We start from the raw sequence: 25868 nt of genomic DNA on the forward strand, positions 1-25868 counted from the left end.
GTCAGGGCCGGATCATCCTGCCGCGGTCGAATCTCGGCAGCATCCACTGCACCCCGGGGCCGATGACGAGCAGCCACCAAACGGTGCCCCAGCCGAAGGTCCCGCCGAGGGCGACACCCGCAGTGAACGCGGCTGCCTCGATGAGGAAGCGGGCGACCCGGATGCTGAGCCCGCGCTGGTGGAGCCCCGCCATGAGACCGTCGCGGGGTCCGGGGCCGAAATGCACGCCGAGGTACAGGCCCGACCCGAGGGCGGTGACGATGGGGCCGATGAGGGTCATGGCGGCCCGTCCGGCGGCGGACCCCGGAGTGTCGATCAGCCAGATGGTCACGTCGGTCGCCGGTCCGATGAGGGCGACGTTCAAGACGGTGCCGATGCCGATCGGCACCTTCATGCCGATCGTCGCGAGCAGCAGGATCACGCCCGTGGCGATGGTGGCCGTGCCGATGGACAGTGGCGAGTGGTCGGCGACGCCCTCGTGGAACACGGTCCAGGGCCCCTGCCCGTTGCCGCCCTGGACCACGAGTCCGAGCCCCACCCCGAAGACGACGAGGCCGATGACGAGTTGGGGCAACCGTCGCGCGGTCGGGGTCACTTGCCCCCGTCGAGCAAGGCCGCGAACTCCCGCTGCACCAGCTCCGTGATGGGCCGCTGCGCGCCGAGTCGCCATTCGGTCCATGGGAGCCAGTCGTGCCACCGGGCGACCCGGTCGAAGTCGAGCTCGGCCACGATGAGCTCCTCCTCGGCTCCGGCCGTGGCGAGCGCCACTCCGAAACCGGGGAAATCGGGGCCCCCGATCACGCTGCCACCGGCCCACGTCGACCCGCCGTGGGTGTTGCCGACACGATTGCTCGACGCCGCATAGACCAGGTTCTCCTGGGCCCGGACGAGCGTGGCGTGTGTGAGGTTCTCGCGGGCGTGTGGCAGGTCGGACCGGCCGGTCGGGTTGACGAGAAGTCGGGCCCCCTTGAGACACAGCAACCGGCTGAGTTCGGGGTTGTTGTAGAAGTCGTAGCAGATCGAGATCCCGATCGGCCCGAGCGCGGTGTCGAACACCGGGAGTGCATCGCCGGGGGTGAAGCGGTCCGTCTCGAGCGGGATGCCGAGATGGAGCTTGCGGTAGGTGCCGATGAGGCCGTCGGGTCCGATGAGGTTGGCGCTGTTGTGGATGACGCCGGGGGTGTCGCCGGCCTCCTCGAAGCCGTAGATGACGTGGACGCCGAGCTCGCTCGCCGCGGCGGCGATGCGCGTCGCCGAGGGCCCGTCGGCGGCCTCGGCCTCGGCCAGATGCCATTCGCACGGGCGGTGGGCGGCTGCACAGTCGGTGCACCGACCCCACGAATTGATCGCGAGCTCCGGAAAGATCACCAGGTCGGCATCCCGCCCAGCGGCGTCGTGCGTGGTCGCGATCAGCTTGTCGACGCTGGCCGCCTTCTGCCTCGGCATCGTGGAGAAGTTCGCGCAGGCGACCGAGACCCGCGTCGGCCAGGCAGGGTCGTTGACGTGATGGGACCCGGGTGCGGTCTCGGTGTCGTACATCGGCCCATCCTGCCAGACTCGGGTATGGCCGTTCGTGTCGACAAGTGGTTGTGGGCCGTGCGGGTGTTCAAGACCCGCACGAAAGCCTCGAGTGCGTGCGACGACGGCCTCGTGTCGATCAACGACGTTGTGGCCAAACCCGCGGCCCGGGTCGTGGTCGGCGATGTCGTCACGGCGCGGCGAGGCGATCGCACGATCGTCTATGTCGTCGACGAGACCATCGAGAAGCGGGTGTCGGCGGCACGGGCAGCCGAATGCTTCGAGGATCGGTCCCCGCCGCCGGTGCCCCGAGACTCGCCGGTCGATGCGGTCTTCGCCCGCCGCGACCGAGGAACGGGTCGGCCCACGAAGCGGGACCGTCGCGAGATCGAGCGTCTGCGGGGCCGGGGCGATCAGAGACCGGACTGACGCCGCCGAGCAGTGGAGGTGCCCGCACGGCACCTCCACTGTGGCGTCACGGTCCGAGCAGGTGGAGGGGAACCCGGACCGGAGAACTCGGGAGCGAGCTCGTGCGCACGCCCAGAGAGCAAGCTATGGCGGGCACCTGTCGCAGCCGTGGCCGCTCGGTCTCGTCGGGCTGAACTTCACGTTGCCGGGAGGTGTACTCCGGCGTCAGCCGTGCGCCGCCGGACCCTCGAGCTCGATGCGGGGGAGCAGGCGGTCGAGCCAGCCGGGAATCCACCAGTTGCGAGACCCCAGGAGTTCCATCGTGGCCGGCACGAGGAGCATGCGCACGAGTGTCGCGTCGAGCACGATGGCCGAGGCGAGGCCGGTGCCGAACACCTGGATCACGCGATCGTCCTCGAGCAGGAAGCTGCCGAACACCACGGCCATGATCGCGGCCGCTGCGGTGATGACGCGGGCCGTGCCGGCGAGCCCGTCGGCCACCGACTCGACCGGGTCGCCGGTACGGTCGTACTCCTCGCGGATGCGGGAGATGAGGAACACCTCGTAGTCCATCGACAGGCCGAAGACGATGGCGAACATCATCATGGGGATGAACGGTTCGATCGGCGCAGGCTGCACGTGGGTGAAGGTGCTGAGCCAACCCCACTGGAACACGGCCACGACCACGCCGTAGGCCGCGCTGATCGACAGAAGGTTCATGATCACCGCCTTCAGCGGTACCAGCAGGGAACGGAAGACCGCCATGAGCAGGAGGAACGACACTGCCAGGACCGCGCCGAAGAACACGGGAGTCCGCTCGGCCAGATAGTCGCTGAAGTCGATGCTCGCCGCGGTGCCGCCGGTGAGGTACACCTCGAGCGTGGAGTCGCCGACGGCCGAGGGGATCACCGTGCCGCGGAGGCGACCGACCAGGTCTTCGGTCGCGAGGTCCTGGGGTGCCGTGGTGGGAATCACCCGGAGGATGAAGGCCTCGGCGGCGGACGGGTCGCCGGGGTTGTCGGGGATCGGCCCGAACACGGCGGCAACGCCGGGATCGGCGGCGAGCGTGTCGGCGAGCGCCTGTATCCGGGGCCCGTCGGAGGCGGCGTTGGTCTTCGCTGCGACCAGGAAGGGACCGTTGAAGCCCGGGCCGAACCCGTCGGCAAGTAGATCGTAGGCCCGTCGAGTGGTCGTGTCCTCGGCGAAGTTCCCCTCGTCGGAGAAGCCGAGGCGGAGGCCGAGGACGGGAGCGGTCAGGACCAGGAGCAGCGCGGTACCGGCGAGTGCTCCGGTCCACGGACGTGACTGCACCATCCGGCTCCACCGATACGCGATGGTCTCGCGCAGGGGCTTGACCCGCCGGGGCGGCAGGGGCCGTCGCAGGGCGGGAACGAAGAACCCGGCGACCAGCACCAGCGCGGCGAGCCCGAACGCGGCGGCCAGCGGCGCCGCCCCGAGGCCGATACCGAGCAGGCCCACGGCGGCCAGGGCCGCGGCCATGATGCCGCGCACGCGGGTCTGCTCGAGGCGGCCGGCGCCGAACCCGAGCATGGCGGGGAGGAGCGTCAGCGACGAGATGAGTGCGACGAGCACCGTGGTCGACGCCGAGACCCCGAGCCCGGTGACGAACGGCAGCCCGATCGCGACGAGCCCGAGCAGGGACAACACGACGGTGATGCCGGCGAAGAGGACGGCCCGGCCCGATGTGGCCATGGCCTTCGTGATGGCGTCGACCGGCTCGTTCCCCTCGTGGATCAGATCGCGGTAGCGGTTGAGGATGAAGAGGGCATAGTCGATGCCGACGCCGAGTCCGACCATGACAGCCAACGTCGTCGCGAACTGCGGGCCCTTGGTGATGTTCGAGACGAGCATCGTCAACAGCACGCCTCCGCCCACACCGATGACGGCCGACCCGATCGTGATGCCCATGGCCAGCACTGAGCCCGTGGCGAGGATCAGGATGATGATCGCGAACGCGATGCCGATCAGTTCGGTCTCGGGCGGTTCGAAAACGGCGAGCGCCTCGCCGCCGATCTCGACGGTGAGACCGTCGAGATCTGGGATGAGGGCGGCGATCTCGTCGCCGATGGCGCCGGACTCCTCCTGGCTCACCTCGCGGTCGAGGTTGACGTCGGCGAAGCCGATCGTGCCGTTGGGAGCGATGCCGCCACCGAGGCCCTCGTAGGGAGATCCCACGGTGACGAACTCGATGTCGTCGGTCGCGGCGAACATGGCCGACATCGCCTCGACGACCGCAGGGTCGTCGACCCCCTGATCGGCAACGAAGACGATCTGGCCGCTCAGCCCGTTGCCGACGCCGCCGAAGTACTCGTCGAGGATCTCGAAGCCGTCCTCCGTCTCCGACCCCGGGATCGACTGCTCTGCGTCGAAGCCGTTGCCGAGCGTCACGACTCCGGCGACGAGCAGCAGCAACGACCCGCACCAGATCCCGATCGCTTTCCATCGATTCTCATGACACCAGCGACCGACCCGTGCAACCATCGGACCAGTGTGGCGGTGGTCGCCCGATCAACCGCAGCCCTGACCGGGTGACAACGGGCACGTGGTGCGACGGCTCAGGGCGTGGCGGCGTCGTGCGGGAGCGAGCCGCGGGCGGCCCGAAGGTAGCCGTAGGGGGTCTCGGCCCGGAAGTTGCTGACCCTGCTGGTGTAGACGTCGGCGTACTTCTCGACCTGGCGGGCGAACAGGCTCTTGTCGACACCGGCGCGCATCAACGGACCCCAGACGACATTGCCCTGTTCGGTCGCCGCCCGGGCGAGCGGAGCGATCCGCTCGTCGACCTCGGCGACGGCTGCGGCCGCGGCCTCGACGGCGGCGTCGATCTTGTCGTGTGGTTCTCCGGCGACCACGCGGTGACGGCGGGCCATCCGCAGCCGTGAATGCTCCCGCTCGCGACGGACCTTCTCCTCCATCAGGTTTCCAAGGGCGTGGCTGTCGTCGCGGAACTCGTCGGCCGCGTCGACCTCGGCCTCGAGCTCGCGGGCGATGAGTGTGGTCCGCCACCGGAGGATGTCCTTGGTCACGTGGACATCGCCGAACAGGTGGTCGCCGACATAGAGGAACTGTGACGGATCGTGACCGAGGCTCTGTTCGACCATGCGGGCGTTGCCGCCGTGGTACACGATGCCGGCTTCGAGCGGGCCGAAGTGCGGCTCGAGCAAGCCGCGGGCTTCGTCGACGATTTGATAGATCGGGCCGACTTCGGAGAAGAACCGGGGCTTGGCCGCGGCGACGATCACGACGTCGAACAGGTCGCGCCAGGTCTCGCCTTCGGGCATGAACCGGTCGAACGACCAGCTCATCATGAACTGGGTGTAGCTCCACTCGGAGTTCGTGATGAGGAGCAGTTGCTTGCCCGCGAGGCGCTGGTCCTGCAGCGTCGGCACGAGACCCGGGTCGAGATCGACGAATCGTTCGGGTTCGGCGACGATCGCCGCCTTCAAGGAACCGTCGGTGTGGACGGTGCCGAGTGCGATGTCGATGGCGCGATAGAGGTGGGCGTAGCTGCTGATACCCGGAAGCGGCGATCGGTCGTGGAGGGCCACGAGCTGGCACCACAGCGACGCACGGCTCAGCTCGAACAGCGTGTTCATGAACTCGAAGCGATCCTCGCCCAGCTCGACGACGGTGCCGTAGTACGTGTCGCGCAGCTCCCGGAACGACAGCACCGAATCGCCGTGCTGGGCCCGCACCGTGTAGCCGAAGCGTGTCGCCTTCACGAGGTTGCCGAGTTCGAGATCGAACGTGAGGCCGAGGGTGAAGGCATCGGGATCGAAGGTCAGGTCGGCGACCGGCCATCCCTCGCCGGCCAGTACTTCGCGTGCGTGTTCGAACGCGGCGCGCTCCCACTCGTCGACGAAGTAGTGGATGAGCGTGTAGTCCATGTCGTAGCCGATCGCGCGCACGCCGCGGAGGTTCAGCGTGCGATTGCAGAACAGTCCCCGGGATGGAGGCAGGCGAGGGGTCGGATCGGTCACGGGGTCAGTGTCGCACGCCGCAGCGGCTCGATCGCGTCGACATAGTCGGCGAGGCGTGCTGCGACTTCGATCGGTGCTTCGGGATCGTCGGGGTCGGGTGGCTCCCACACCTCCGAGATGCGGCGCCAGCCGTCCATGCCGAGGAAGGGTCCGGCCTCGGCTTCCTCGCCGAGCGACGTGCGCCAGGATGGTCGGCCGTCGAGCCGGTCCAACGCATCCTGGTTGTCGTCTTCCGAGGGGTACTCGGCGTGGAAGCCGATCTCGAGCGCGGCCTCACCATCGACCCGGATCAGCTGCGCCTCGTAGTGCTCCCGGGCCGCCCGACCATCGGACGGGCCGAACCAGACCTTGATCCCGCGTCGATGCCAGCGGCACTGCGGCTCGCCCAGACCGTCGTCGACGAATCCCTCGAATGCGTCGAGCACGTGCTCGAAGAACGAACGTTCCACGGTCAGTTCAGCTGGCCGGTCACCGACTGGGGGTGGAGGGTGACGATGCATCGGCCGTCGTCGACCATCGCGGCGCGGTACGCGTCCCAGTCGTCGTGTTCGCCGGCGATCGCCCGATAGAGGCCGACGAGGGCGTCGACGGTCGCGTCGTCGGACGCCGCGGCGACCGGTGACACCTCGGCGATCGCGTCGATGGAGAGATACGACCATGAGGCCGGGTCGGTGAAGTGCAGTACCGCCCGGTTGTCGCGTCGGAGGTTGCGCGTCTTGGCCCGATCGTCGGTCGCCGAGATCTTGATGGCCTCGCCGTCGACGACATAGACGATGTCGGACGACTGGGCGCGGCCGTCGCGCCGCAGGGTGATCAACACCGCGTTCTTGTGGCCGGCGAGTCGGTCGAGTGCGGCGGAGATGTCCATGGCGCGGGTCTATCACCGCCGGTGCGCCGTGGAAACGCCCGTGATGCCCGAGGGGGCGTCGAGCGCGGTCGGTCGGATCAGCGACGGCACCCCGTCGGAGTGGTCGATGAGCGACGCGCGGCCGACGGCGCGCCGACCCCACCGATCGCGGATGTCGTCGACCATACGGTCGAGCTCATCGGTCGCCCGACCCTCTTCGGGGAATCGCAGGGCGAGCTGGATCGCATCCGGTCGACCCAGGCCCGAACAGGTGATCCCGATCAGGGTGCAACCCTTGCGTCCGAGCGCGCCGCCGGGGCCGTGCGGCCCGTCGAGGAGGTCGAGCAGCAACTCGTCGGCCGTGGCGACGAGCAGGCCGGAGCGCTGTGTCGGCTCGGGCAGCGTGCGCGACCGACTCTCGTGGACCATGTCCTGGGTGCGATAGCGGACGGTGATGGTGCGGGCGACACGGTCGGCCGTGCGGAGCCGGGCGGCCACCTTCTCGGCCAGGGCGAGCAACTCGCGCCGGAGCTCGTCGCGGGTGCGGACCCGGTTGCCGAGGGCCCGCTGGGCGCCCATCGAGCGGTCGCGGCGCGCCGTGTCGACAGGCCGCGGATCGAGATTGTGGGCGAGGTCGCGCAGGTGACGGCCGGCGTGGGGACCGAGATACCCCTGGAGGTCGGCCCGGCCGCTGCCGGCGAGATCGCCGACGGTGTCGACGCCGTGGTCGTGGAGCTTCGTGGCCGTCACCGGGCCCACGCCCCAGAGCACCTCGACCGGCAAGGGATGCAGAAACTCGAGCTCTCGTCCGGGTTCGACGACCAGCATCCCATCGGGCTTCGCCTGGGCGCTGGCGACCTTGGCCAGGAACTTGGTGCGGGCAACGCCGACGGACAGTGGGAGGCCGACATCGACGAGCACTCGGGTCCGCAACCGGGCGGCGATCTCCGCCGCAGGGCCGAAGAGGTGCTCGGCTCCGCTGACATCGAGGAACGCCTCGTCGATCGAGATCGGCTCGACGAACGGCGTGACGTCGTGGAAGCGAGCGAACACCGCCGCGGACGCCTCGGCGTAGGCCTCCATTCGGGGCTCGACCACGACTGCGTCGGGGCAGAGCAGGCGAGCCTGGCCGCCGTTCATCGCGGAACGCACGCCGCGCTCCTTGGCCTCATAGCTGCAGGCGAGGACCACACCGCCGCCGACGATCACCGGACGTCCCCGCAGTCGGGGATCGTCGCGCTGCTCCACCGACGCGTAGAACGCGTCGAGATCGGCGTGGAGGATGGTGGCGCCTCGTCGGGGTGTGGGCATGCGCGCCAGCATAGAGCGAACAGGTGTTCGCATCCAGGGCGGTGTGTCACACCCGGCGAGGCAGACTGCGATCATGGCAACCCGTCGCTACGGCACCATCGTCCGCCATCTCACCGACGATCCCGACACCGCTGTCGAGCTCGCCGCGAAGCTCTCCGACGAGGTGCTGCACCATCTCGCCGAGGCGCTCCACGACGAGGCGCGGCAGAGGGCGATCAGGAGCGGCGACCACGGCGCGCTGATCGCCGACACCTTCGAGACCGGGTTCGGACGAGACGGGCTCGGCGTCGATCCCTGGATCCAGGGTGACGTCATCGTCTGCCCCGGTGCGATGGTGGCGAAGAGCAAGTCGAATCACCGTTGCCGGTTCGTGAGCGTCGACGACGTGTGGATCTGGGAGTCGGGCGAGCTCCTCCAGGAGGAGAAGCGCTCCAACCCGGGCGCCGACGACGGTTTCCGTGCGGTTGCCCTCCTGCCGATCCTCAACGGGATGACCCTCGATGTCGTCAGTGGACGGGCCCGCGGTGGCCAGCACAGCGTCGATGGGGTGACCAGCTATGCCGTCCGACGCGGCAAGTTGATCGAGGTCAGCAAACGCAATGTGAGCGGACGCGGCATGCAGTGACAGACTCGGGCATGATCAACGACGGCCTCCGGTTCTCCTTCGACGGCGAGATCGAGAGGATCACGTTGGCCGAACCCGACAAGCGCAACGCGCTCGGCCTGTCGAAGATGCAGGCGCTCACCGCGCATCTCCGGGCCATCGACACCTCCGGTTCGGCATCGGTCGTGGTCATCGACGCCGACGGGCCCGCCTTCTCGGCCGGCCACGACCTCGGTGAGATGTGCGGTATCGACCTCGAAGGATCGAAGGCGATCTTCGATGCCTGCGTGGACCTGATGACCACGATCCACGAGATCCGCCAGCCGGTCATCGCCGCGGTCGACGGCATCGCAACGGCGGCCGGCTGCCAGCTCGTCGCGTCCTGTGATCTGGCGATCGCCACCGAGTCGTCCACCTTCGCCACGCCCGGGGTCCGCATCGGTCTGTTCTGCTCCACCCCGATGGTGCCGATCTCGCGGGCTGTCGGGGCCAAGCGCGCCATGCAGATGCTGCTCACCGGCAACCCGATCTCGGCGTCCACGGCGGCCGACTGGGGGCTCGTCAACTCGGTGGTTCCGGCGGGCGAGCTCGACAGCGCGGTCGACGCGTTGGCGGCCGACATCGTCCGCTGGTCGTCGCAGACCGTCGCCGTCGGCAAGGCGGCGTTCTACGACCAGATCGGCCGGGCCGAAGCCGATGCCTACGACGTGGCCAAGCGGGTCATGAGTGCGAACGCGGTCGATCCCGTGGCCCAGGAGGGCATCAACGCCTTTCTCGAGAAGCGAGCACCGGACTGGCCGACATGAACACAGCGCTCGCCCGACGCCGCCGGTAGTCGCGGCGATCGCCGTCGCCTGGAACGAGGGCGGCGAGCCGGGAGCGCCGTGGACCCGGATCGGGGTGGTGAGCTGCTGTCGCCGTTCGTGACCGGACTCGCCGAGCGCATCGCGTTGAGGGCAGCGGTGAGAGACGCGGCCACGGTCGAGGCGGCCCAGACGGTCGCCACCTTCCGATCGCGGCCCGCCCGTGGCGGATCAGGCCGATCGGGCGATACGGCGAAGCGGCGGTTCGCTCTTCGGCGGGACCTTCCGGGGCGGCAGGGCGTCGATGAGGTCGGTCGTGGCCTCGGCGATGACGGCGACGGCCCGCTCGAAGGCCTCCTCGGTCGACGCCGAGACCTTCTGCACACCGCTGACCTTGCGGCAGTACTGGCGGGCGGCGGCGAGGATCTCTTCTTCGGTGGCGACGGGTTCGAGGCCCCGCAGTGTGGTGATGTTGCGGCACATGGGCCGAAACCTAGCCCGGGTGTCGACGCCTCAGGATGCGTCGAGCGCGTTCTCGATGATGGCGAGGATGTCGGCGCCGTACTTCTCGACCTTGACGGGCCCGATGCCGGGTACGGCCAGGAGTTCGTCGTCGTCGATGGGGCGGAGCCGGGCCAGGTCGTAGAGCGTCGCGTCGTTGCACACCACGTAGGCGGGCACCCCGGCGGCCTTGGCGGTCGCGGTGCGCCAGGTCTTCAGTTGCTCGCGCAGGCTCGCCTCGACGAGGCCGCCGACTTCGGGCACGGCGCGGGATCGCGTCGATGGGGCCGAGGACGACCGGGCCGGTCGCAGTTCGGGTTCCGGATCGGCCTCGGGGTCGCGAGCAGTGCGGAGCTGGGCGATGAACGGCGACGGGGGTTGGGCCGAAGTGATCAGCACCCGCTCGCTGCCACGGGTGACCGCCACATGGAAGACCCGCCGCTCCTCCTCTCGGTCGGCGGCGAGGCGGTGGGGCATGAGGCCGGCGGTGGCGTCGTGGACGATGACGTGTGGCCACTCGCGGCCCTTGACCCGATGGATCGTCGACAGGCGGACGCCGGCCCAGTCGGGCTGGGCGGCACCGAGGCGGTCGGCCAGCCACGACGGGAACTCGGTCGGGTCGGGTTGGGCGGCCGCGACGGCCAGCAGGGCGGCCAGGTCGTCGCCGTGGGCACTGCGGTCGACCGAACGCCGGCTGGCATCGAGGCGCGAATCCAGCGCCTGGCCCAGCCCGACACGATCGCGGATCGCCGCGAGCAGACTCCCGGTGTCGGCTCCACTGTCGGCGAGCTCGCGGATCATCCGCACGTCGTCGGCGAACCCGAGGATCTTGTCGGTGTCGCGCGGCTGGTTCAACCGGCCCGCGAGCTGTTCGATCTGGTGGGGGCTGCGCTGCTCGCCGACCCATTCGGCCAGGCGACGGCTGATGCCACGGGGCGGCCGACGGACCGCGGTCTCGAGTGCCGCGGCGGGCAGCGCCTGTTCGGGGGCGACGGCGACCCGCAGCCACGCGAGCGCGCCGGCGACTCCGGTGCGCTCGAGGAAGTGGGCGTCGACGGGCGAACTCGTGGGGATCCCCGCCTCGCCGAGCAGGAGCATGGGGCCGAGCAGTGTGGCGTTGACCCGGGTCAACACCGCGATGTCGGCCGGTCGCACGCCACCCTCGACGAGTTGCACGACCCGCTCGACGGTGGCCGCGAGCGGATCGGTGTCTGTTGCGATCTCGAGCTCCCCTGCCTCGGTCGGACGCCCCGGGGCCGCTTCGATGGTCTTGGTGATGCGCCGCCGGTTGTGGGTGAGCAGCGTCGCGGCCGCGGCGACGACGGTCGGTGGACACCGGTAGTTGACCCGCAGGTCGTGGGCGCCACTGCCGGGGAAGAGGTCGGCGAAGTCGATCAGCCACGAGGGCGACGCCCCTGCGTAGCCGTAGATCGTCTGGTCGTCGTCGCCGACGCCGAACACGTCGGCGGTCGGGCCCGCCAGGAGGCGGATGAGCAGGACATGAGCGGGGGTGAGGTCCTGGAACTCGTCGACGAGGAGGACGCCACACGCCCGCCGAGCCGCCGCTCTCGCCATCGGATCGGTGCAGAGCACCTCGATCGCGCCGAGGATCTGTTCGTCGAAGTCGACGACGCCGGCTCGCGCCAGACGGGCGCGGAACTCGGGAACCACGTTGGCGAAGTCGCGGACGTCGCCACCGAACTCCTGCTCGACCGCACTCGGCGAGCGGAGGCCCAGACGGGTGGCGGTGAGTGCCTCCAGCCAGACCGCCATCGGATCGGCCATCGCCTGGCGGCGACCACCGACGAGGTCGTCGAGCACCCGGCGGATCTCGCGCTCGTCGATGACCCTCGGTGCACGACGACCGGCCGGGGCGACGAACGGCCCGCGGCCGGCCAGGATCGCGAGCGCCAGGGAGTTGAGGGTGCGGATCTCGAGGCCGGGCAGATCGGTGGTGCGCTCCTGCATCTCCTCGCGGGCGCGGACGTTGAACGCGACCATGCAGATGGCCGACGGGTCGATCCCCCGGTCCTTCACGAGATGGCGGGCCCGTTCGGTCAGGACCCGGGTCTTGCCCGAACCGGCCGGCGCGATGATCCGGGCGCCGCCACCGCCGTGGCTGACGGCGGCGAGCTGGTCGGCGGCGAGGTCGGCCTCGGGCCGACCGGTGCCCAACGCCTGCAACGAGCCGATGCGCAGATGGACCGCGGGCACCACGGGTGCTCCCAGCTCGTCGGGGTCGAACCAGTCGAGTGGCCCGCCGTCGACCCATGCCGGACCGTTGGCGGTGTCGATGTCGCCGGGACCGGTCGTGCGCACGGTCGCCCCGGCCGCCACGGCGGCACTCACCTCGGTGATGGTCGGTGCGGAGGGGTCGCGGGCATCGACCGAGTGGCTGAGCACCAGGTGCCGCAGGAGCTCACCGTCGAGATCGGTCTCCGGAGCGAGATGCCAGTAGTCGACGTCGAGCACCGGATCGGCCGGAGGGAGTTCGCTCGCCAGCTCGATCACGACCCGCTGGCGGAGGTGACGAGCGTCTCGGAGCTTCGACAGCGCGTCGGGGGAGTCGTCGACGACGATCCGCAGCGCGTCGGCCCAGGGTTCGGGAGCCGCGTCGCCCGGGAGCACGACGAGGTTGCGGGCGAGAGCGGCCGGCCCGGCGAGGTGTGTCCAGTCGGCGACGAGTGTGACCGTGGGGGCGGTGCGCTGCGGTGGTCGACCGGTCGCCGACGGGCCCGACCTGGTCGCTGGGGCGGACTCGGCAGCGGGAGCCGCGCCGGGCTCGGCCGAGCACGTGCGTACTTCGGCGACGGTGGCGTGGCGTCCACCGCAGTGTCCGCAGGCGATCATGGTTTCGTTCCCGGCATCGGATGCACCGTACGCCGGTCCTCTGACACTCTGGCGCGTCGGGTCAGGCCGGCGCGCGGTGACCCCGGGCGTGGAGACGGGCGGCCAGCGGTGCGCCGACAAGGCTCAGCACCACGAGCAGCACCATGACGGAGCGAAGACCATCGATGACCGACGCTTCCCTCGCGAGCAGGGCGATCACGATCGCCGCCGACACCGTCTGGCCGATGTCCTGTGCGATCCGGTTCATCGCGCCGCCGACACCGAGACGCTCCTGGCCGACGTTGGACAGGGCCGCGGCCTGGCATGCCGCGTGGGCGAGCCCGACGCCCATGCCGTAGATCACGACGAAGGGCACCCACACGGCGAGCAATTGTCGCTCCTCGGTGACGGTCGCGAACATGAAGACCCCGGCGGCCGCCATCAGGAGTGCACCCGGGAGGATCACGTATTTGTGGCCGAACCGGTCGGCGAAACGGCCCGACACGATCGACATCGGACCGGCGATGGCGGGGATCATCCCGACCGCCAGGCCGGATCGGAGCAGCGACAGACCCCAGCCCTCGTTCATGAGCTGCACGAACGCGAGGAACGTTCCGGCGAACGTGCCGGCCACGAGGAACGAGAGTCCGCTGCCGAGGGCGAAGTCGTGGTCCCGGAAGAGCGGCAGATGGAGGATCGGTTCGTCGTGACGGGAGGAGCGGCGGATCAACCCGGTGAGGAGGACGGCGGCGGCGGCCAGCGTCAGCAGGGTCGACGGGGCCGTGTAGCCCCAGTCGTCGCTCTGGACGATGCCGAGGGCGAGCGCCGCCACACCCGCCATGAGGAGTGCCCCGCCGAGGAGGTCTGGCGGTCGGCGACGCGAGACGTCGGGGACGAAGGTCCGTGGCAGCCGCGGGGCGACGAGCGCGAACACGATGATGCCCAACGGCACGTTCAGGAAGAACGCCCAGCGCCAGGTGAGGTTGTCGATCAGGGCACCGCCGACTGCCGGTCCGACCGCGGTGGCGACACCACCGACCGCCCCGAGGGCGCCCACCGCAGTGGAGCGGCGTTCCGCCGGGAACTCGTCGAGCACCAGGGCGAGCGATGCCGGCGATTCGATGGCGAGCCCGGCGGCCTGCACCATGCGTGCCGCGATCAGGAAGTGGACCGTCGGCGCGGTCGAGACCAGCAGGCTCCCGAGGATGAACGTCCCGAACCCGATGAGGAACATCCGGGATCGCCCGAAGCGATCGGCGGCCCATCCGGCGGGCACGAACACCGCCGCAGTGGTGATCGAGAACGCGGTCAGCGTCCAGGACACGGTTCCGGCACTGGCCTCGAACGACTTCTCGATTTCGCCGAACGCCACGAAGACGAGTGAGAAGTTCAGCGTGCCCAGCGCCACCGCGCCGGCGATGAGACCATAGATCCGCCAGGGCGAGCGCGGGCGGGGGTCCGGGTCGTCGGTGCCGATGTCCACCGGGGATGGCTACACCCCTGAGTGCGTCGACCGGAAATCGTGCGAGACTCTGGGCCATGAGTGAACGAATCGGAGTCATGGGAGCCGGAGTGATGGGGTCGGGCATCGCTCAGGTGCTCGCCCTCTCGGGCCACGAAGTCGTGTGCCGAGATCTCACCGACGCGGTGCTCGACGCCGCCCGGGAGGGGGTCGACACCGGTCGTTTCGGTGTGAGGAGCGCCGTCGAACGGGGCAAGCTCACGACCGAGGAAGCCGACGCGGCGCTCGCCCGTCTCACCTTCACGACCGACCTCGATGCCGCGGTCGACGTCGACCTGATCATCGAGGCGGTCCCGGAGAACCTCGGTCTCAAGATCAAGTTCTGGCGCGACCTCGACGAGTTGGCGCCGCCCGACACGATCTTCGCGAGCAACTCGTCGGGGTTCCCGATCGTGGCGATGGCGGCCGGGACCAAGCGGCCCGACAAGTTCATCGGATGGCACTGGGCGTCGCCGGCGCCGGTGATGAAGCTGGCCGAGATCGTGCGCGGCCCCGACACGAGCGATGCCACGGTCGACACGGTCGTCCGTCTCGCCGCAGCGGCCGGCAAGAACCCCGTCGTCGTCCAGGACAACGACCAGAACTGGGGCTATGTCGCCAACCGGGTGTATTTCGCCATGGTCCGGGAGGCCAACCGTGTGGTCGCCGAGGGAGTCGCCGACCGGGCTCAGGTCGACCAGTTGATGCGCGACTGCTTCCGCTGGCCATCGGGCCCCTACGGAATGGTGGCCGGCGCCGGCTCCGGCTGGTCGTGATGGGGTGGCTGTCGTGGATCGTCCCCGGTCTGATCGTCGGGCTCATCGCCCGGGTCTTCGTGCCCACGGGCAGGAACTGGGGTTGCCTCGGCACCATCCTTCTCGGCATCGCCGGATCGTTCGTCGGCGGGTTGATTGCCTCGATCATGGCGGACGGTGAGTTCGACCTGAGCCGCACCGAGAGCTGGATCGGTGCGACCGTCGGCGCCATCGTCATCCTGGTCGTGATCCGGGTCGCCACTCCGCGAACTCCCGAGTGAGCACCCGCGGCGAGCCGGCCGGGGAACCGACGTGGCCGACGGGGTACCGTCAGGGCATGGACTTCGATGAAGTGATGGCCGCGTTGGAGGCCGAAGGCACCGCGCAGAATCGCAAGGTCTACGCCCGCCACGGCGCCCGGGAGCCCATGTTCGGCGTGAGTCACACCGCGCTCGGCCAGCTCGAGAAGACCATCCGGGTCGACCACGAGCTCGGCCTCGCCCTGTGGGATTCCGGCAACCACGACGCTCGCATGCTGGCGGCGAAGGTCGTCGACCCCGACTTGTTCACGGCGAAGCTCGCCGACGCGTGGGCGCGCGATGCCGCGTGTTACCAGACCGCCGGCGCCGTGGCCGATGTCGTCGCCCAGTCGCCCGTGGTCCGCTCGCGCAGCGACGTGTGGCGCGATCGCAGGGGTGAATGGGTCGCCAGCGCGGGCTGGGGAATCGTCGCCCGCACCTGCGAAGACGAGGAGCTGTGGTCCATCGCCGATCTCCGGGCACTGCTGCGCCGGATCGAGGACGAGATCCACGATCGACCCAATCGCGTCCGTCACGAGATGAACATGGCGATGATCGCCATCGCGCTGCGCAACGCGGCGCTCCAGCGCCTCGCCATGAGCGCAGCCAAGCGCGTGGGCCCGGTCGAGGTCGATCACGGCGACACGAACTGCACCACGCCCGACGCCTGCGACTACATCGACAAGACAGTCGGCTACCGCCAGCGGCGGACGGTCAGATCCGGCTGATGTCGTAGCGGAACGGGGCCGGGCGGTGCCGCTCGGGTCCCGCGCCGCCCAGTTTCACGAGGCGCACGATCCGCTGGCGATGGCCGGCGTAGGGCGCGAGCGCCTCGAGCATCGTGTCGTCGTCGCCGTGCTCGTTGCCGGTCAGTGCGTACGTGACCATCCGGGGGATGTGGAGATCGCCGACCGGCACGGCGTCGGGGTCGCCACCGGCGATCGCCGTGGTCAGGCCGGTCGTCCACGGGCCGATGCCGGGAAGTCGCTGCAGCCATTCCGCCGCATCCGCGGTTGGCACCTCGTGGAGCCGCTCGACCCGGTCGGCGTATTTCGCGGCCACCCGCAAGACCCGACCGCGGCTCCGTTCGATGCCGACGCGATGGAGATCGTGGTCGGTGAGCCGCAGGATCGCGGCGGGTGACGGGAACGTGTTCGCCGGGCCCGCAGGCGACGGCGTGCCGTAGCGACGGGAGAGTTGCTCGCGGCTCGCGGTGGCGTCGGCGGTGACGACGCGTTGGCCGATGACGGAGGTCGCCAGTGCCTCGTACCAGCGGCCCGTTGCCCCGAGACGCAGCGACGCGAAGCGGTCCGCCAACCGGCCGAGCAGGGCATCACCGGGTCGGAAGTCATCCACTGCGTCGTCGGCCGCGCCGAGCAGGTACGGGAGTTGGGTGAGGGCCCAGTCGGTCCCCGGCCCCCAGCTGTCGGCCCGCACGAGACCCGTCGCGGTGCGGAACGCGACGGTGGCGTTCCCTTCGGGGGTCTCGGTGGTCCACCAGTGGATGCCACGGCGTCGGCGAACGGTTTTCGCACCCATGAGGGCGAAGTCGACGTCGACGGGGTACGCCGGCCGATAGGTGGTCGAGGCGGTCGGCGAGGGGAGATCGCTCACCGCACCATCATGGCGCGCGGTACGTTCACGAACCGCCGAACAGGGGAGTGCCGTCGGAGCGCTCGTCGGCGAAGGTGAGGAACTCGCGATCGGTCGGATCGTCGAGGCCCCATGCGGCTGCCGCTTCGGCGATGGCTGCCCGGGTCCGGTCTCCGATGATGCCGTCGACCTGCGAGACATCGTCGAGGAAACCCTCCAGCACGAGGTGGAACTGGAGGCGGGCCCGCTCCTCGTCGTCGAGTGGGAGCTCGGGCACGTCGTCGACCACGAGATCGACGACGTCGCCACCGTCGGCCAGCACGGCGCCGTCGTCACCGAAGGCCCGGCTGAGCGTGGGCGATGCGAGCCGGGTCATGCCCCAGAGGGCAGCGACGAGAAGTCCGAGAAGGGCGATGCCTTGGAGATGAGTACGCATGGGGGGAGTGGCCTCGCAAGAGAGGGTCTCACCGTTGGACGCCGCGCGTCACCAGGAAGTTCCCGATCGTCACCAAGCTGCAACGTCGAAACCGCCGACGGTTCAGGGTCGGCTGAGCCCTCCACCGACGACCGGCGGGAGATCGAGCGTTCCCAGGGTCCGGTTCTCGGCCGCGATGACCGCGGGGATGGCGTTGACCAGTCGAGCCGCGGCGGTGGCGTTGCCGCCGTCGGCCGGGTTGTCGCTGCCGTCGGTCGCGTGGATCGACATCTCGATCCGTGGGCTGCCCTCGATGATCAGCCGGTGCTCACCCGTCTTGCCGGGGGCCGGTGTCGGCCAGTCGGGCGCCAGTTCGGGTGAGATACGCGTGATGTGTTCGACGACGAGCCGCGGCACGCCCTCGACCATCCCGGTGACCTCGAACCGGAAGGCTCCCTGGGTGCCGGCATCGAATCGCCCCTGCACGGTGTCGACCGCGGCGTCGAGCTCGAGGCGTTCGATCGACTCGGTGATGTCGTCGACGGTGACACCGAGACCGTCGGCCATCGTGTGGATCATCGGACCCCAGATCATCGTGGGAACCGTCGGGATCAGCATGGGCGGCAGCTGGTCGAGTGGTTTGCCGAACCCGATCACCTCGCGCACGATCTCGGGCGCGTCGTAGGTCGAGTAGTCGAAGAGCTCCTGGACCCGGATCTCGTCGATGCGCCCACCGACACCGCTCACGAGCAGCGGCAGGATGTCCTGGGCCCACCCCGGGTCGATTCCCGAGACGTAGATGCTGCTGCCGCCCTCGGCGCACGCGGCGTCGACGCGAGCCAGCAGCTGCGGGTTCGCCGTGGGCGGGTGGAGCAGTCCGTAGATCGCCGGGGTGACGACGCTCGCCCCGGCCCGCAGGCAGGCGAGAACGTCGTCGAGCGCTGCGTCGGGACGGGTGTCGCCGCTCGCCGCGTAGACGACCGCGTCGGGCCGCCGGGCCAGCACCGCCGCGGCGTCGTCGGTCGCGACGACACCGACCGGGTCGATGCCGGCCAACACCCCCGCATCGCGCCCGACCTTGGCCGGATTGCTCACGATGACATCGACGAGCTCGAGCCCACGATGGGCGAGCACCGTGCGCAGGGCGGTCCGACCGACGTTGCCGGTGCCCCAGACGACGACCTTCTTCGCGTCGGTCACGCGTCCGCCGTGGTGCCGAGGCGGGCTTCCGCGGCATCGAGTGCCGCGACGACGAAGCCGGCGATGCCGGCCGGGAGCTTGTTGCGCTTGAAGACGTTGCCGCCGATCCAGTCGCCGCCGCGCAGCTTCACGACGTCGGCGAGCCCGTCGACGACCTTTCCGGCATGGAGCGCGTAGGTGAGGAAGCCCGCCGTCGGCTTGCCCCAGATGCCCGGGAGGTCGAGGAGACGGCCGGCGTCGCCCGGCCGGTGGCCGCCGATGACGATGCCGTCGGTCCAGGTGCCGACGAAGACCATGTCGGCGTCCTTCAAGAAATCGAGGTTCGCCTTGCGCGACGGCCAGACGCCGACCTCGTGGCCCAGCTCTTGCGCGGCAGCGCCGATCATCTCGGCGGCGCGGGCGGTGTTGCCGGTACGGCTCTCGTAGACGACGGCGACCTTCACGTGAAACTCCTGGGATACCGGTGACGACACGGGCGTGTCGTCCCGTGATCCTGGCAGGTCAGCGGCCCGCGCGCACGGTTCGGTTCACGCGACCACGGCACAGTTGCGGCCGCGTGCCTTGGCGTCGTAGAGCGCCTCGTCGGCCCGGGTCTTGAGCCCCTGGGCGTTGCCGCTCTCGAGGGTGGAGATCCCGACCGAGACGGTGAGCCGACCGCCCGGCTGTGACTCCTCGCCATCGATACGGGCAGCCTCCACGGCGGCCCGTATCCGTTCGCCGACCGCGGCCGCTTCCTCGACGGCGGCTCCGGGCAACAGCACCGAGAACTCCTCGCCGCCGTACCGATAGACGATGTCGGTCGCCCGTACGGTGTCGGCGATCACTCTCGCCACGGTCTGAAGCGCACGGTCACCCGCTTCGTGGCCATGGGTGTCGTTGAAGTGCTTGAAGTGGTCGACGTCGATCATGGCGAAGGCAACCGTGAGATCGGACGCGGCCGCCTCGTTCAAGGTCGTCTCGAGATCGCCGTCGAGTCGGCGGCGGTTGCCGAGCGACGTGAGGCCGTCCACCAGGGCCATGTGTTCGAACGAACCGAGCGTGTCGGCCGATGCGAGTGCACCGCCGAGCGCTGGGGCGAGCAACTCGAGTCGTCGGCGAGCCTCGTTGCCGAAGGGACGTGCGTCGGGCCGCCGCACGACGAGGACTGCCGTGACCCTGCCGTCGGTGACGAGCGGGACTGCGCAGACGGCCGCCGAGCCGACTGCGGGATCATCGTCGAGTACGGCGATGAGCGGTTGGGCGGTCTCGACGACCCGGTGCAGGGCGGAGGAGACCACGACGACCGAGTCTCCGATGCGTCGGAGACCCTCGGACGTGTGGCGGAAGATGGTGGCATCGCTCGCGCCCGTGATCTTCGCTGCATCGATGCCGACGATGTCGGCGATCTCCGCCTCACCGCGGGCGGTGGACAGTCGACGGTGTGCTTCGAACACCTGCTCGGTGACCCGGGAGTCGTCGCGTCGTCGACCGCGACGGAGGAGTGCCCATGCGACGAGGATGCCGACAAGCATTCCGCTGCCGGCGATCGCGCCGATGACGAACCACGGCGAGCCGGTGTCCGACGGATCGTCGACGCCGGTGGAAACGGCCGCCGGTCGGACTTCGGCGATCGGATCGGGCCCACCCTCCGCGAAGGTGTCGACCGTCGGCGCGACGGTGGGCGCCGGGGCGTCGGTCACGAGGCGGTCGGCGCCGATACGCAGTCCGTCGAGCGCGAACGGCTGAGCAAAGGCCGGCAGCACGAACGGGAGCTCGGCGATGACGGCAGCGTTGGGCGCGCCGAGCGCCAAGAGGGCGTCGGCGTTGCCGAAGCTCAGGATCTCGTCGAGTGCCCGGATGTAGGGGGCGACGGGCACGATGCCCCTGTCGCCGCGGCTGAGCCCATCGCGCAGCGCGGGCGCGATCTCGTCCAGCGCCTCGGCCATCGCGGGGACGGCGCCGAGCTCCGCGCCGACCTCGTCGCCGAGATCGGCGAGGTCGTCGTCGACCTCGAACAGGAACGCGGCGGTCGTCGCCGGTGCGACGTCGAGCCAGGGCGCGTAGGCGTCATGGATGTCGTCGACGACGAACAGATCCCTGGCGATGAAGCCGTCGAGATGGTCGATCAGCGCGATCTCGAGCAGGAGCCGGTCGAGGACCTCGAATTCGAGGTCGGGATCGAGGTCCCATGGTTCGGCTGTGAGAAAGAGCTGGTCCATGGCCGCGAAGGCGTCTTCCTCGCTGATGTCGAGGTCGAGCCCGATGGGTGCCGGCGACGGGCCTTCTGCGGCGCGCACGGGACTCGTCAAGGCCGCGAGAAGCAGCAGTGCGAGGACGAGGAACGGGACCGCACGGGAGCGGCCGGTTTCCGCGGTGCGCGAAGACATGTCCTCTCCATCGGCAGCAAACGCCCGGACTCAACCGCCGATCACGGCGGTTCTCGGCCGCGGCACCGTGTGCTCAGGTCGAACGGTTGATCTCGCGGAGCAGGCTGCGGGTGCGGGCGAAGTCTTCGCTGCTGGCTCCGATCTCCGCGGCGGCGAACTCCGTCGCCCCGGCGGCTTCGAGAGCACTGAGCTGTTGGCGTACGGATGCCTCGTCGCCACAGATCATCGCGTCGCCCGGGCCGGCATGGCCGTCGAGATCGAGCATGGCCCGATAGGAGGGGAGATCGCCGTAGTGCGTGAGTATCTGGCCCACGAAGTCGCGCATGGCGCCCTCGTCGTCGGTGACGGCGATCGGGAGCGAGCAGACGACACGGGGCGCCGGCCGGCCCGCTGCCTCGGCGGCTTCGTTGATCCGGGGGGCGACGTGGGTCGCGATCGCCTTCTCGCCGGTCATCCACAGCAGCGTGCCGTCGGCGCGGCTGCCGGCGATCTTCAGCATCTGTGCCCCCATGGCGGCGAGCATCAGGCCCGGGGTCCGGTCGGTCGGCCGCGTGCCGTCGAATCGCGCCGTGTAGTCCTCGCCGGCATAGTCGGCTGTGCCGTTCTCCAGGAGCGGTTGGAGGCACGACAGATAGTCGCGCATGTGGCGGATCGGCTTGTCGAAGTTCATGCCCCACGTGTGGTCGACGACCGGCGCATGGTTGACGCCGAGCCCCAGGGTGACGCGGCCGGCGACCGCTGCCTGGGTGGTGAGGGTCTTGGCGGCGAGGGCAGTCGGATGGATCGGGAACGTCGCGTTGACCGCGGTGCCGAGCTCCATGTCGCCGGTGCGGGCGCCGGCGAGCGCGAGGACGGTGAGCGCGTCGATGAGGCCGACCTGGGCGAGCCACCAGCCCGCCATCTCGTCGGCCGCCGCCTTCTCGGCGTGGGCGACGAGGCGAGCAATGTCGGAATGGATCAGCTCGGAGCTGCCGTTGATCGAGATCTTCATGGTGTCCCCCGTTGGCCTTGTGGCGCCTAGTTGCGCTTGCGGGCGTCGAGTTTGGCCTTGATCTCGGCGCAGGTCTTGCAGATCGGGTACTTCGACGGATCGCGGCTCGGCACCCACACCTTGCCGCAGATCGCGACGACGGGTGTGCCCTCGACCGTCGCCTTGGTGATGTCGGCCTTGCGGGCGTAGTGGGCGAAACGGTCGTGGTCGCCATCGTCGGTCACCGGGTGGGTGACCGTCTCCTCCCTGATCGTCGTCGTTTCGAGCGGGGCGAGGTCCGGCATGGCCCTAGTCTGCCCGCTCCGCGACGATCTCGGCATCGTCGATGTCGATGGCCCGGGTCATCCGAGTGCTCGCACGGTGTCGATGGTGTCGGCGTGCTCCGGCGACTTGTCGTCGCGGTAGCGCACGACGCGGGCGAAGCGCAGGGCGACACCTCCCGGGTACCTGGTCGATCGCTGGACGCCGTCGACGGCGACCTCGACCACCTGCTCCGGGCGCAGGGTCACCTGCCATCCGTCGTCGTCGACGGCGAGTTCTCGGAAGCGTTCGGTCTGCCAACGCAACATGTCGTCGGTCATCCCCTTGAAGGTCTTGCCGACCATCACGAATCCCCCCGTCGCCGGATCCCGCGCTCCCATGTGGATGTTGCTCAGCCACCCCTGACGGCGGCCGCTGCCGTGCTCCACCGCGAGCACGACGAGGTCGAGCGTATGGACCGGTTTCACCTTGCGCCAGGTCTTGCCTCGTCGCCCTGCCTGGTAGGGCGAGCCGATCGCCTTCACGAGGACGCCCTCGTGGCCACGGGCGAGGGCCTCGTCGAGCACGGCCTGTGCGTCGTCGGCCGAATCGGTGATCGTCCCGGGGATCTTCCGTTCGCCGACGGCACGGGCGAGGCGGTGCAGCCGCGCCTCGAGGGGTGCATCGAGCAGGTCGTCGCCGTCGTGATGGAGCAGGTCGAAGAAGAACGGTGCGGTCGTCGACTCGTGGCGCATCGTGTCCTGGAACTTCAACGGGCTGCCCTGCTCGTCGACACCGAGCACTTCGCCGTCGAGGACCAGCGAGTGGGCGGCGAAGCCCTCCACGACCCGGATCACCTCGGGGACACCGGCCGTGATCTCGTTGAGGTTCCGGGTCCACACGCGGACGGTGTCGCCCTCCTTGTGGACCTGGATCCGAACGCCGTCGAGCTTCCACTCCACCGAGCTCCGGCCGACCTCCCCGATCGCCTCGGCGACGCTCTTGGCCGTGCTCGCCAGCATCGGCTGGATGGGCCGCTGGAGCTCGAGCCCGACCTCCTCGAGACCGGTTCGGCCGCCGCGGGCGGCGATCTCCGCCGCAACACCGAGATCGCCCGAGAGCATCACCGCCCGGCGCAGGACGGCTGCGGGAACCCCGGTCGCCTTCGCCACCGCGTCGGTGACGATGCCCGCGTTGGCACCCTGGCGGAGTTCGCCGATCAGCAGGCGGCGGACGAAGTCGGCCTCGTCCGCCGTCGTGCCGGCGAGGAACTCGGTGAGGCGCGAGATGCGGCCGCCCTGGGAGCCCTCGCCGTGCATGTGAGCGATCTCGTCGAGCAGCCCGTCGAGTTCGGCGACGCTGCGGGTCGACTCGAGAGCCGTCCCCGCGGGGACGTCGCGCACGGTCGCCCAACCCACCCCGATCCGTCCCTGGTGGGGTTCGCCCGACACGAGCCCGACCACCACGGCGATCTCGTCGGCCGTGGCCGTGCGGAGCAGCTCGGCCAGCCGGGCGATCTTCTCCGTTCGGGCGCGGGTCGCGGCGACGTCGGCGGTGGCGGCGACGAGGTCGGCGAGTTGCACCCGGGCAGTGTCGCGCGCCGGGGTGTCTCGGTCCGTGCACCGGGTGACCGTGGCAGAGTCGGGATCGCGACAACCTGCTCGTCCGGGATCGGCGGATTCCTGGCCGGGGTGCTCGATCAGCAGCGATAGCGTGCCGGAATGAACCGTGGCGTGGCGCTCGGAGCGACGGCATACGTGCTCTGGGGCATCTCGCCGATCTATTGGCGATCGGTCGACTCGGTCGCCGCCGGCGACATCGTGATCCATCGCGTCCTGACCAGCCTGGTCTTCCTCGTCGCCGCCCAGTTCGCGAACCACACGTTCGGCCGGTTGCGCACGCTGGTTGCCGATCGCCGCGCCCGGATGATGTTCGTGCTCACGGCGACGCTGCTCGCGGCGAACTGGCTCGTGTTCGTGTGGGCGGTCAACGACGACCGTGTGCTCGAGGCGAGCCTCGGCTACTTCATCAACCCGCTGGTGAGTGTGGTGCTCGGCGTGGTCGTCCTGAACGAGCGCCTGCGTACGGGGTCGCTCGTGGCCGTGGCGATCGCCGCCGTCGGCGTGGTCGTACTCGCGATCGACGTCGGCACGGTTCCCTGGGTCTCCCTCTTCCTTGCCGGCACCTTCGCCCTCTACGGGCTCGTGCGCAAGACCTCGCCGGCCGGTTCGCTCGACGGGCTGACGCTCGAGATGTTCGTGCTCGTCCCATTCGCACTCGTCGCCCTGCTCGTGCACGTCGGCAGCGGCGACAGCGTCTTCACGACATCGTCGCCGGGGCTGAACCTCTGGCTCGTCGGCGCCGGTGTGGTGACGGCCGCGCCCCTGTTGCTCTTCGCCACCGCGGCGCGCCAGATCGAGCTGTGGTTGGTCGGCATGCTCCAGTTCATCGCGCCGACCATCCAGTTCGTGCTCGGCGCCGTGGTCTGGCACGAACCGTGGAGCGGAGGTCAGGCCGTCGGTTTCGTCGTCATCTGGGCGGCGCTCGGCGTCTTCGTCGTCGACCAGCTCCGGGTGGCGCGTGGGGCGACGCGTCGTCTCGCGATCAGCTGATCACGTCGAGCGCGTCGAGATCGACGATCTGGGCGGCCGAGCGCTCGGCCATCACCATGAACATGTCGTCGCCGCGATCGGTCTGACCGACGGCGATCGAGCCGAGCATGGTGATGAACGGCCCCTGGAAGGCGCCGTGCCGGTACATGGCCATCACCTCGTCGGTCGAGAGATCGACCCCGAGACCAGCCATGGCGACCCGGTAGCGTTCGAGCGCCTCGGCTTCGTGCCGACGACGATGCTCGGGCTCGGCCGAGTTGCCCAGGAGATACGCCACATCGCGGAGACCGCACCCGACCCCGATGGTCTGCCAGTCGACCGCGGTCACCGGCGCACCGCCGAACGAGGTGCCGAACATGAGGTTGTCGAGTCGGTAGTCGCCGTGGACCAGCGTGGGGATGGACGGCTCGCGTTCGATCCATGCGGCCGACTTCGCGCCGAACTCCTGGAACACCATGCGGGCCCGATCACTCAGCCGGTGCTGGTAGCGATCGATGAACATCGGTGTGAAGAGCTCGACATAGGCGACTGCTTCGCCGCCGCTCGACTGGAGCCAATCGATGTCGGCGAGTGTCGGGTCGCCCCACCGCGGGGCGTGGAGGCCGGCGAGGTTCTCGACCGCGAGCAGGATCTGGTCATCGGATGCGCCGTCGATCTGATCTCCCTGCCGGGCCGGCGCGAGGTCCTCGAGGACCAGGGTGAACGAGGTCGAGTCGTCGGACACGGCGCCGTGGAGACAACCGGGGACGACGACCGAGAGGTCGGCCGCGAGATCGGTGTAGAAGCGCACCTCGTTGCGATAGCCACCGGACCCGCCCGCGGCGCGGCTCTCCTCGCTGGGAGACGGGAACTTGATGACCACCGATCCCGGGGCATCGCCGGCGTCGCCGTCGAAGGTGAATCGGTAGCGTTCGTTGTGGGCCATCTGCCCGGTCCCCACGGACTCACGGTGGATCGACGAGATGGCGACCTCGTGGCCACAGCTCGCCAGGACCTGGCCGAGCCAGAGGGCCGTGACGTCGGCGGGGTCGTCGATGATGGCGGGGCTGACGGATTTCGCGGATTCGGCCATGGGCG

Annotated in this window: 26 protein-coding genes; 7 read left to right on the plus strand and 19 right to left on the minus strand. The window is 69.8% G+C overall.

Translation table 11 applies throughout. From position 1 onward, the window contains the following. Position 1 precedes the first annotated feature (1 nt). The gene (locus R2707_19340) at positions 2-595 is read right to left on the minus strand and encodes a hypothetical protein (protein MEZ5247249.1); all 594 of its coding nucleotides are present in this window, start codon (positions 593-595) and stop codon (positions 2-4) included. Next, on the minus strand, positions 592-1539 hold the full coding sequence (locus R2707_19345) for a carbon-nitrogen hydrolase family protein (GenBank protein ID MEZ5247250.1): 948 nt from the start codon (positions 1537-1539) through the stop codon (positions 592-594). Before R2707_19345 ends, R2707_19340 begins: the two co-directional genes overlap by 4 nt. A 24-nt stretch (positions 1540-1563) precedes the next feature. On the opposite strand from R2707_19345, the gene R2707_19350 reads away from it, so the two are divergent. Next, positions 1564-1947 carry an RNA-binding S4 domain-containing protein gene (locus R2707_19350; GenBank protein MEZ5247251.1) on the plus strand — a complete coding sequence of 128 codons (384 nt, stop codon included), beginning with the start codon at positions 1564-1566 and terminating at the stop codon, positions 1945-1947. A gap of 204 nt (positions 1948-2151) precedes the next feature. On the opposite strand, the gene R2707_19355 is transcribed toward R2707_19350, so the two are convergent. From R2707_19355 to dinB, 5 genes are all read right to left on the minus strand, one after another. Next, positions 2152-4428 carry an MMPL family transporter gene (locus R2707_19355; protein ID MEZ5247252.1) on the minus strand — a complete coding sequence of 759 codons (2277 nt, stop codon included), beginning with the start codon at positions 4426-4428 and terminating at the stop codon, positions 2152-2154. 74 nt (positions 4429-4502) lie between these two features. Then, positions 4503-5924, minus strand: a complete 1422-nt coding sequence (locus R2707_19360) for an HAD-IG family 5'-nucleotidase (protein MEZ5247253.1) — start codon at positions 5922-5924, stop codon at positions 4503-4505. Then, entirely contained in the window at positions 5921-6373 is a 453-nt protein-coding gene (locus R2707_19365) for a hypothetical protein (protein ID MEZ5247254.1), read from the minus strand. Before R2707_19365 ends, R2707_19360 begins: the two co-directional genes overlap by 4 nt. A 2-nt stretch (positions 6374-6375) precedes the next feature. After that, complete coding sequence (locus R2707_19370) at positions 6376-6792, minus strand: PPOX class F420-dependent oxidoreductase (GenBank protein MEZ5247255.1); 417 nt, start codon at positions 6790-6792, stop codon at positions 6376-6378. Positions 6793-6804: 12 nt separating this feature from the next. Then, positions 6805-8082, minus strand: a complete 1278-nt coding sequence (dinB, locus tag R2707_19375) for a DNA polymerase IV (protein MEZ5247256.1) — start codon at positions 8080-8082, stop codon at positions 6805-6807. A 73-nt stretch (positions 8083-8155) separates the two neighbouring features. On the opposite strand from dinB, the gene R2707_19380 reads away from it, so the two are divergent. Both R2707_19380 and R2707_19385 read left to right on the plus strand, forming a co-directional pair. Then, a complete protein-coding gene (locus R2707_19380) occupies positions 8156-8707 on the plus strand; it encodes a hypothetical protein (protein ID MEZ5247257.1) in 552 nt (183 codons plus the stop codon). 11 nt (positions 8708-8718) lie between these two features. Next, complete coding sequence (locus tag R2707_19385) at positions 8719-9492, plus strand: enoyl-CoA hydratase (protein ID MEZ5247258.1); 774 nt, start codon at positions 8719-8721, stop codon at positions 9490-9492. 228 nt (positions 9493-9720) lie between these two features. On the opposite strand, the gene R2707_19390 is transcribed toward R2707_19385, so the two are convergent. From R2707_19390 to R2707_19400, 3 genes are all read right to left on the minus strand, one after another. Then, entirely contained in the window at positions 9721-9972 is a 252-nt protein-coding gene (locus R2707_19390) for a DUF2277 domain-containing protein (protein MEZ5247259.1), read from the minus strand. A gap of 30 nt (positions 9973-10002) precedes the next feature. Beyond that, positions 10003-12840 (minus strand): ATP-dependent DNA helicase UvrD2, encoded by a 2838-nt coding sequence (locus R2707_19395; protein ID MEZ5247260.1) that lies wholly within the window; start codon positions 12838-12840, stop codon positions 10003-10005. Positions 12841-12901: 61 nt separating this feature from the next. Then, on the minus strand, positions 12902-14302 hold the full coding sequence (locus R2707_19400; protein MEZ5247261.1) for an MFS transporter: 1401 nt from the start codon (positions 14300-14302) through the stop codon (positions 12902-12904). A gap of 56 nt (positions 14303-14358) precedes the next feature. On the opposite strand from R2707_19400, the gene R2707_19405 reads away from it, so the two are divergent. Genes R2707_19405 through R2707_19415 form a run of 3 tightly spaced genes read left to right on the plus strand, consistent with a single transcriptional unit; the run spans position 14359 to position 16102 of the window. After that, positions 14359-15096 (plus strand): 3-hydroxyacyl-CoA dehydrogenase family protein, encoded by a 738-nt coding sequence (locus tag R2707_19405; GenBank protein ID MEZ5247262.1) that lies wholly within the window; start codon positions 14359-14361, stop codon positions 15094-15096. Beyond that, complete coding sequence (locus tag R2707_19410) at positions 15096-15356, plus strand: GlsB/YeaQ/YmgE family stress response membrane protein (protein ID MEZ5247263.1); 261 nt, start codon at positions 15096-15098, stop codon at positions 15354-15356. Before R2707_19405 ends, R2707_19410 begins: the two co-directional genes overlap by 1 nt. Before the next feature lie 56 nt (positions 15357-15412). Further along, positions 15413-16102, plus strand: coding sequence for a DNA alkylation repair protein (locus R2707_19415; GenBank protein ID MEZ5247264.1), 690 nt, complete (start codon positions 15413-15415; stop codon positions 16100-16102). On the opposite strand, the gene R2707_19420 is transcribed toward R2707_19415, so the two are convergent. From R2707_19420 to R2707_19455, 8 genes are all read right to left on the minus strand, one after another. Beyond that, entirely contained in the window at positions 16089-16988 is a 900-nt protein-coding gene (locus R2707_19420; protein ID MEZ5247265.1) for a hypothetical protein, read from the minus strand. The genes R2707_19415 and R2707_19420 overlap by 14 nt on opposite strands. Positions 16989-17013: 25 nt before the next feature. Further along, positions 17014-17403 carry a hypothetical protein gene (locus R2707_19425; protein MEZ5247266.1) on the minus strand — a complete coding sequence of 130 codons (390 nt, stop codon included), beginning with the start codon at positions 17401-17403 and terminating at the stop codon, positions 17014-17016. Positions 17404-17505: 102 nt separating this feature from the next. Further along, positions 17506-18582, minus strand: coding sequence for a hypothetical protein (locus R2707_19430; GenBank protein ID MEZ5247267.1), 1077 nt, complete (start codon positions 18580-18582; stop codon positions 17506-17508). Then, a complete protein-coding gene (locus R2707_19435; GenBank protein ID MEZ5247268.1) occupies positions 18579-19025 on the minus strand; it encodes a flavodoxin family protein in 447 nt (148 codons plus the stop codon). The genes R2707_19430 and R2707_19435 overlap by 4 nt, the downstream gene beginning before the upstream one ends. Positions 19026-19109: 84 nt before the next feature. Then, on the minus strand, positions 19110-20948 hold the full coding sequence (locus R2707_19440) for a sensor domain-containing diguanylate cyclase (protein ID MEZ5247269.1): 1839 nt from the start codon (positions 20946-20948) through the stop codon (positions 19110-19112). A 73-nt stretch (positions 20949-21021) separates the two neighbouring features. After that, positions 21022-21939: a TIGR03564 family F420-dependent LLM class oxidoreductase gene (locus R2707_19445; GenBank protein ID MEZ5247270.1), complete on the minus strand. Its 918-nt coding sequence runs from the start codon at positions 21937-21939 to the stop codon at positions 21022-21024. A 26-nt stretch (positions 21940-21965) separates the two neighbouring features. After that, the gene (locus tag R2707_19450) at positions 21966-22223 is read right to left on the minus strand and encodes a DUF3039 domain-containing protein (protein ID MEZ5247271.1); all 258 of its coding nucleotides are present in this window, start codon (positions 22221-22223) and stop codon (positions 21966-21968) included. Between the two features lie 57 nt (positions 22224-22280). Continuing rightward, positions 22281-23762 carry an ATP-dependent DNA ligase gene (locus R2707_19455; GenBank protein MEZ5247272.1) on the minus strand — a complete coding sequence of 494 codons (1482 nt, stop codon included), beginning with the start codon at positions 23760-23762 and terminating at the stop codon, positions 22281-22283. A gap of 138 nt (positions 23763-23900) precedes the next feature. On the opposite strand from R2707_19455, the gene rarD reads away from it, so the two are divergent. Beyond that, complete coding sequence (rarD, locus tag R2707_19460; protein MEZ5247273.1) at positions 23901-24791, plus strand: EamA family transporter RarD; 891 nt, start codon at positions 23901-23903, stop codon at positions 24789-24791. Here the strand turns inward: rarD and R2707_19465 are convergent. Beyond that, the gene (locus R2707_19465) at positions 24784-25863 is read right to left on the minus strand and encodes a phosphotransferase (protein ID MEZ5247274.1); all 1080 of its coding nucleotides are present in this window, start codon (positions 25861-25863) and stop codon (positions 24784-24786) included. The genes rarD and R2707_19465 overlap by 8 nt on opposite strands. Positions 25864-25868: the final 5 nt, after the last annotated feature.

It is taken from the genome of Acidimicrobiales bacterium (genome assembly GCA_041394245.1).
Lineage (GTDB): Bacteria > Actinomycetota > Acidimicrobiia > Acidimicrobiales > Aldehydirespiratoraceae > JAJRXC01.

Excerpts from the sequence above, each read along its gene's own strand:
- R2707_19465 (MEZ5247274.1), bottom strand. The coding sequence starts at position 25,863 with ATGGCCGAATCCGCGAAATCCGTCAGCCCCGCCATCATCGACGACCCC.
- R2707_19445 (MEZ5247270.1), bottom strand. The coding sequence starts at position 21,939 with ATGAAGATCTCGATCAACGGCAGCTCCGAGCTGATCCATTCCGACATT.
- R2707_19390 (MEZ5247259.1), bottom strand. The coding sequence starts at position 9,972 with ATGTGCCGCAACATCACCACACTGCGGGGCCTCGAACCCGTCGCCACC.
- R2707_19355 (MEZ5247252.1), bottom strand. The coding sequence starts at position 4,428 with ATGGTTGCACGGGTCGGTCGCTGGTGTCATGAGAATCGATGGAAAGCG.
- R2707_19350 (MEZ5247251.1), top strand. The coding sequence starts at position 1,564 with ATGGCCGTTCGTGTCGACAAGTGGTTGTGGGCCGTGCGGGTGTTCAAG.
- dinB (MEZ5247256.1), bottom strand. The coding sequence starts at position 8,082 with ATGCCCACACCCCGACGAGGCGCCACCATCCTCCACGCCGATCTCGAC.
- R2707_19345 (MEZ5247250.1), bottom strand. The coding sequence starts at position 1,539 with ATGTACGACACCGAGACCGCACCCGGGTCCCATCACGTCAACGACCCT.
- R2707_19405 (MEZ5247262.1), top strand. The coding sequence starts at position 14,359 with ATGAGTGAACGAATCGGAGTCATGGGAGCCGGAGTGATGGGGTCGGGC.
- R2707_19385 (MEZ5247258.1), top strand. The coding sequence starts at position 8,719 with ATGATCAACGACGGCCTCCGGTTCTCCTTCGACGGCGAGATCGAGAGG.
- R2707_19450 (MEZ5247271.1), bottom strand. The coding sequence starts at position 22,223 with ATGCCGGACCTCGCCCCGCTCGAAACGACGACGATCAGGGAGGAGACG.
- R2707_19410 (MEZ5247263.1), top strand. The coding sequence starts at position 15,096 with ATGGGGTGGCTGTCGTGGATCGTCCCCGGTCTGATCGTCGGGCTCATC.
- R2707_19440 (MEZ5247269.1), bottom strand. The coding sequence starts at position 20,948 with ATGTCTTCGCGCACCGCGGAAACCGGCCGCTCCCGTGCGGTCCCGTTC.
- R2707_19395 (MEZ5247260.1), bottom strand. The coding sequence starts at position 12,840 with ATGATCGCCTGCGGACACTGCGGTGGACGCCACGCCACCGTCGCCGAA.
- rarD (MEZ5247273.1), top strand. The coding sequence starts at position 23,901 with ATGAACCGTGGCGTGGCGCTCGGAGCGACGGCATACGTGCTCTGGGGC.
- R2707_19415 (MEZ5247264.1), top strand. The coding sequence starts at position 15,413 with ATGGACTTCGATGAAGTGATGGCCGCGTTGGAGGCCGAAGGCACCGCG.
- R2707_19425 (MEZ5247266.1), bottom strand. The coding sequence starts at position 17,403 with ATGCGTACTCATCTCCAAGGCATCGCCCTTCTCGGACTTCTCGTCGCT.
- R2707_19380 (MEZ5247257.1), top strand. The coding sequence starts at position 8,156 with ATGGCAACCCGTCGCTACGGCACCATCGTCCGCCATCTCACCGACGAT.
- R2707_19370 (MEZ5247255.1), bottom strand. The coding sequence starts at position 6,792 with ATGGACATCTCCGCCGCACTCGACCGACTCGCCGGCCACAAGAACGCG.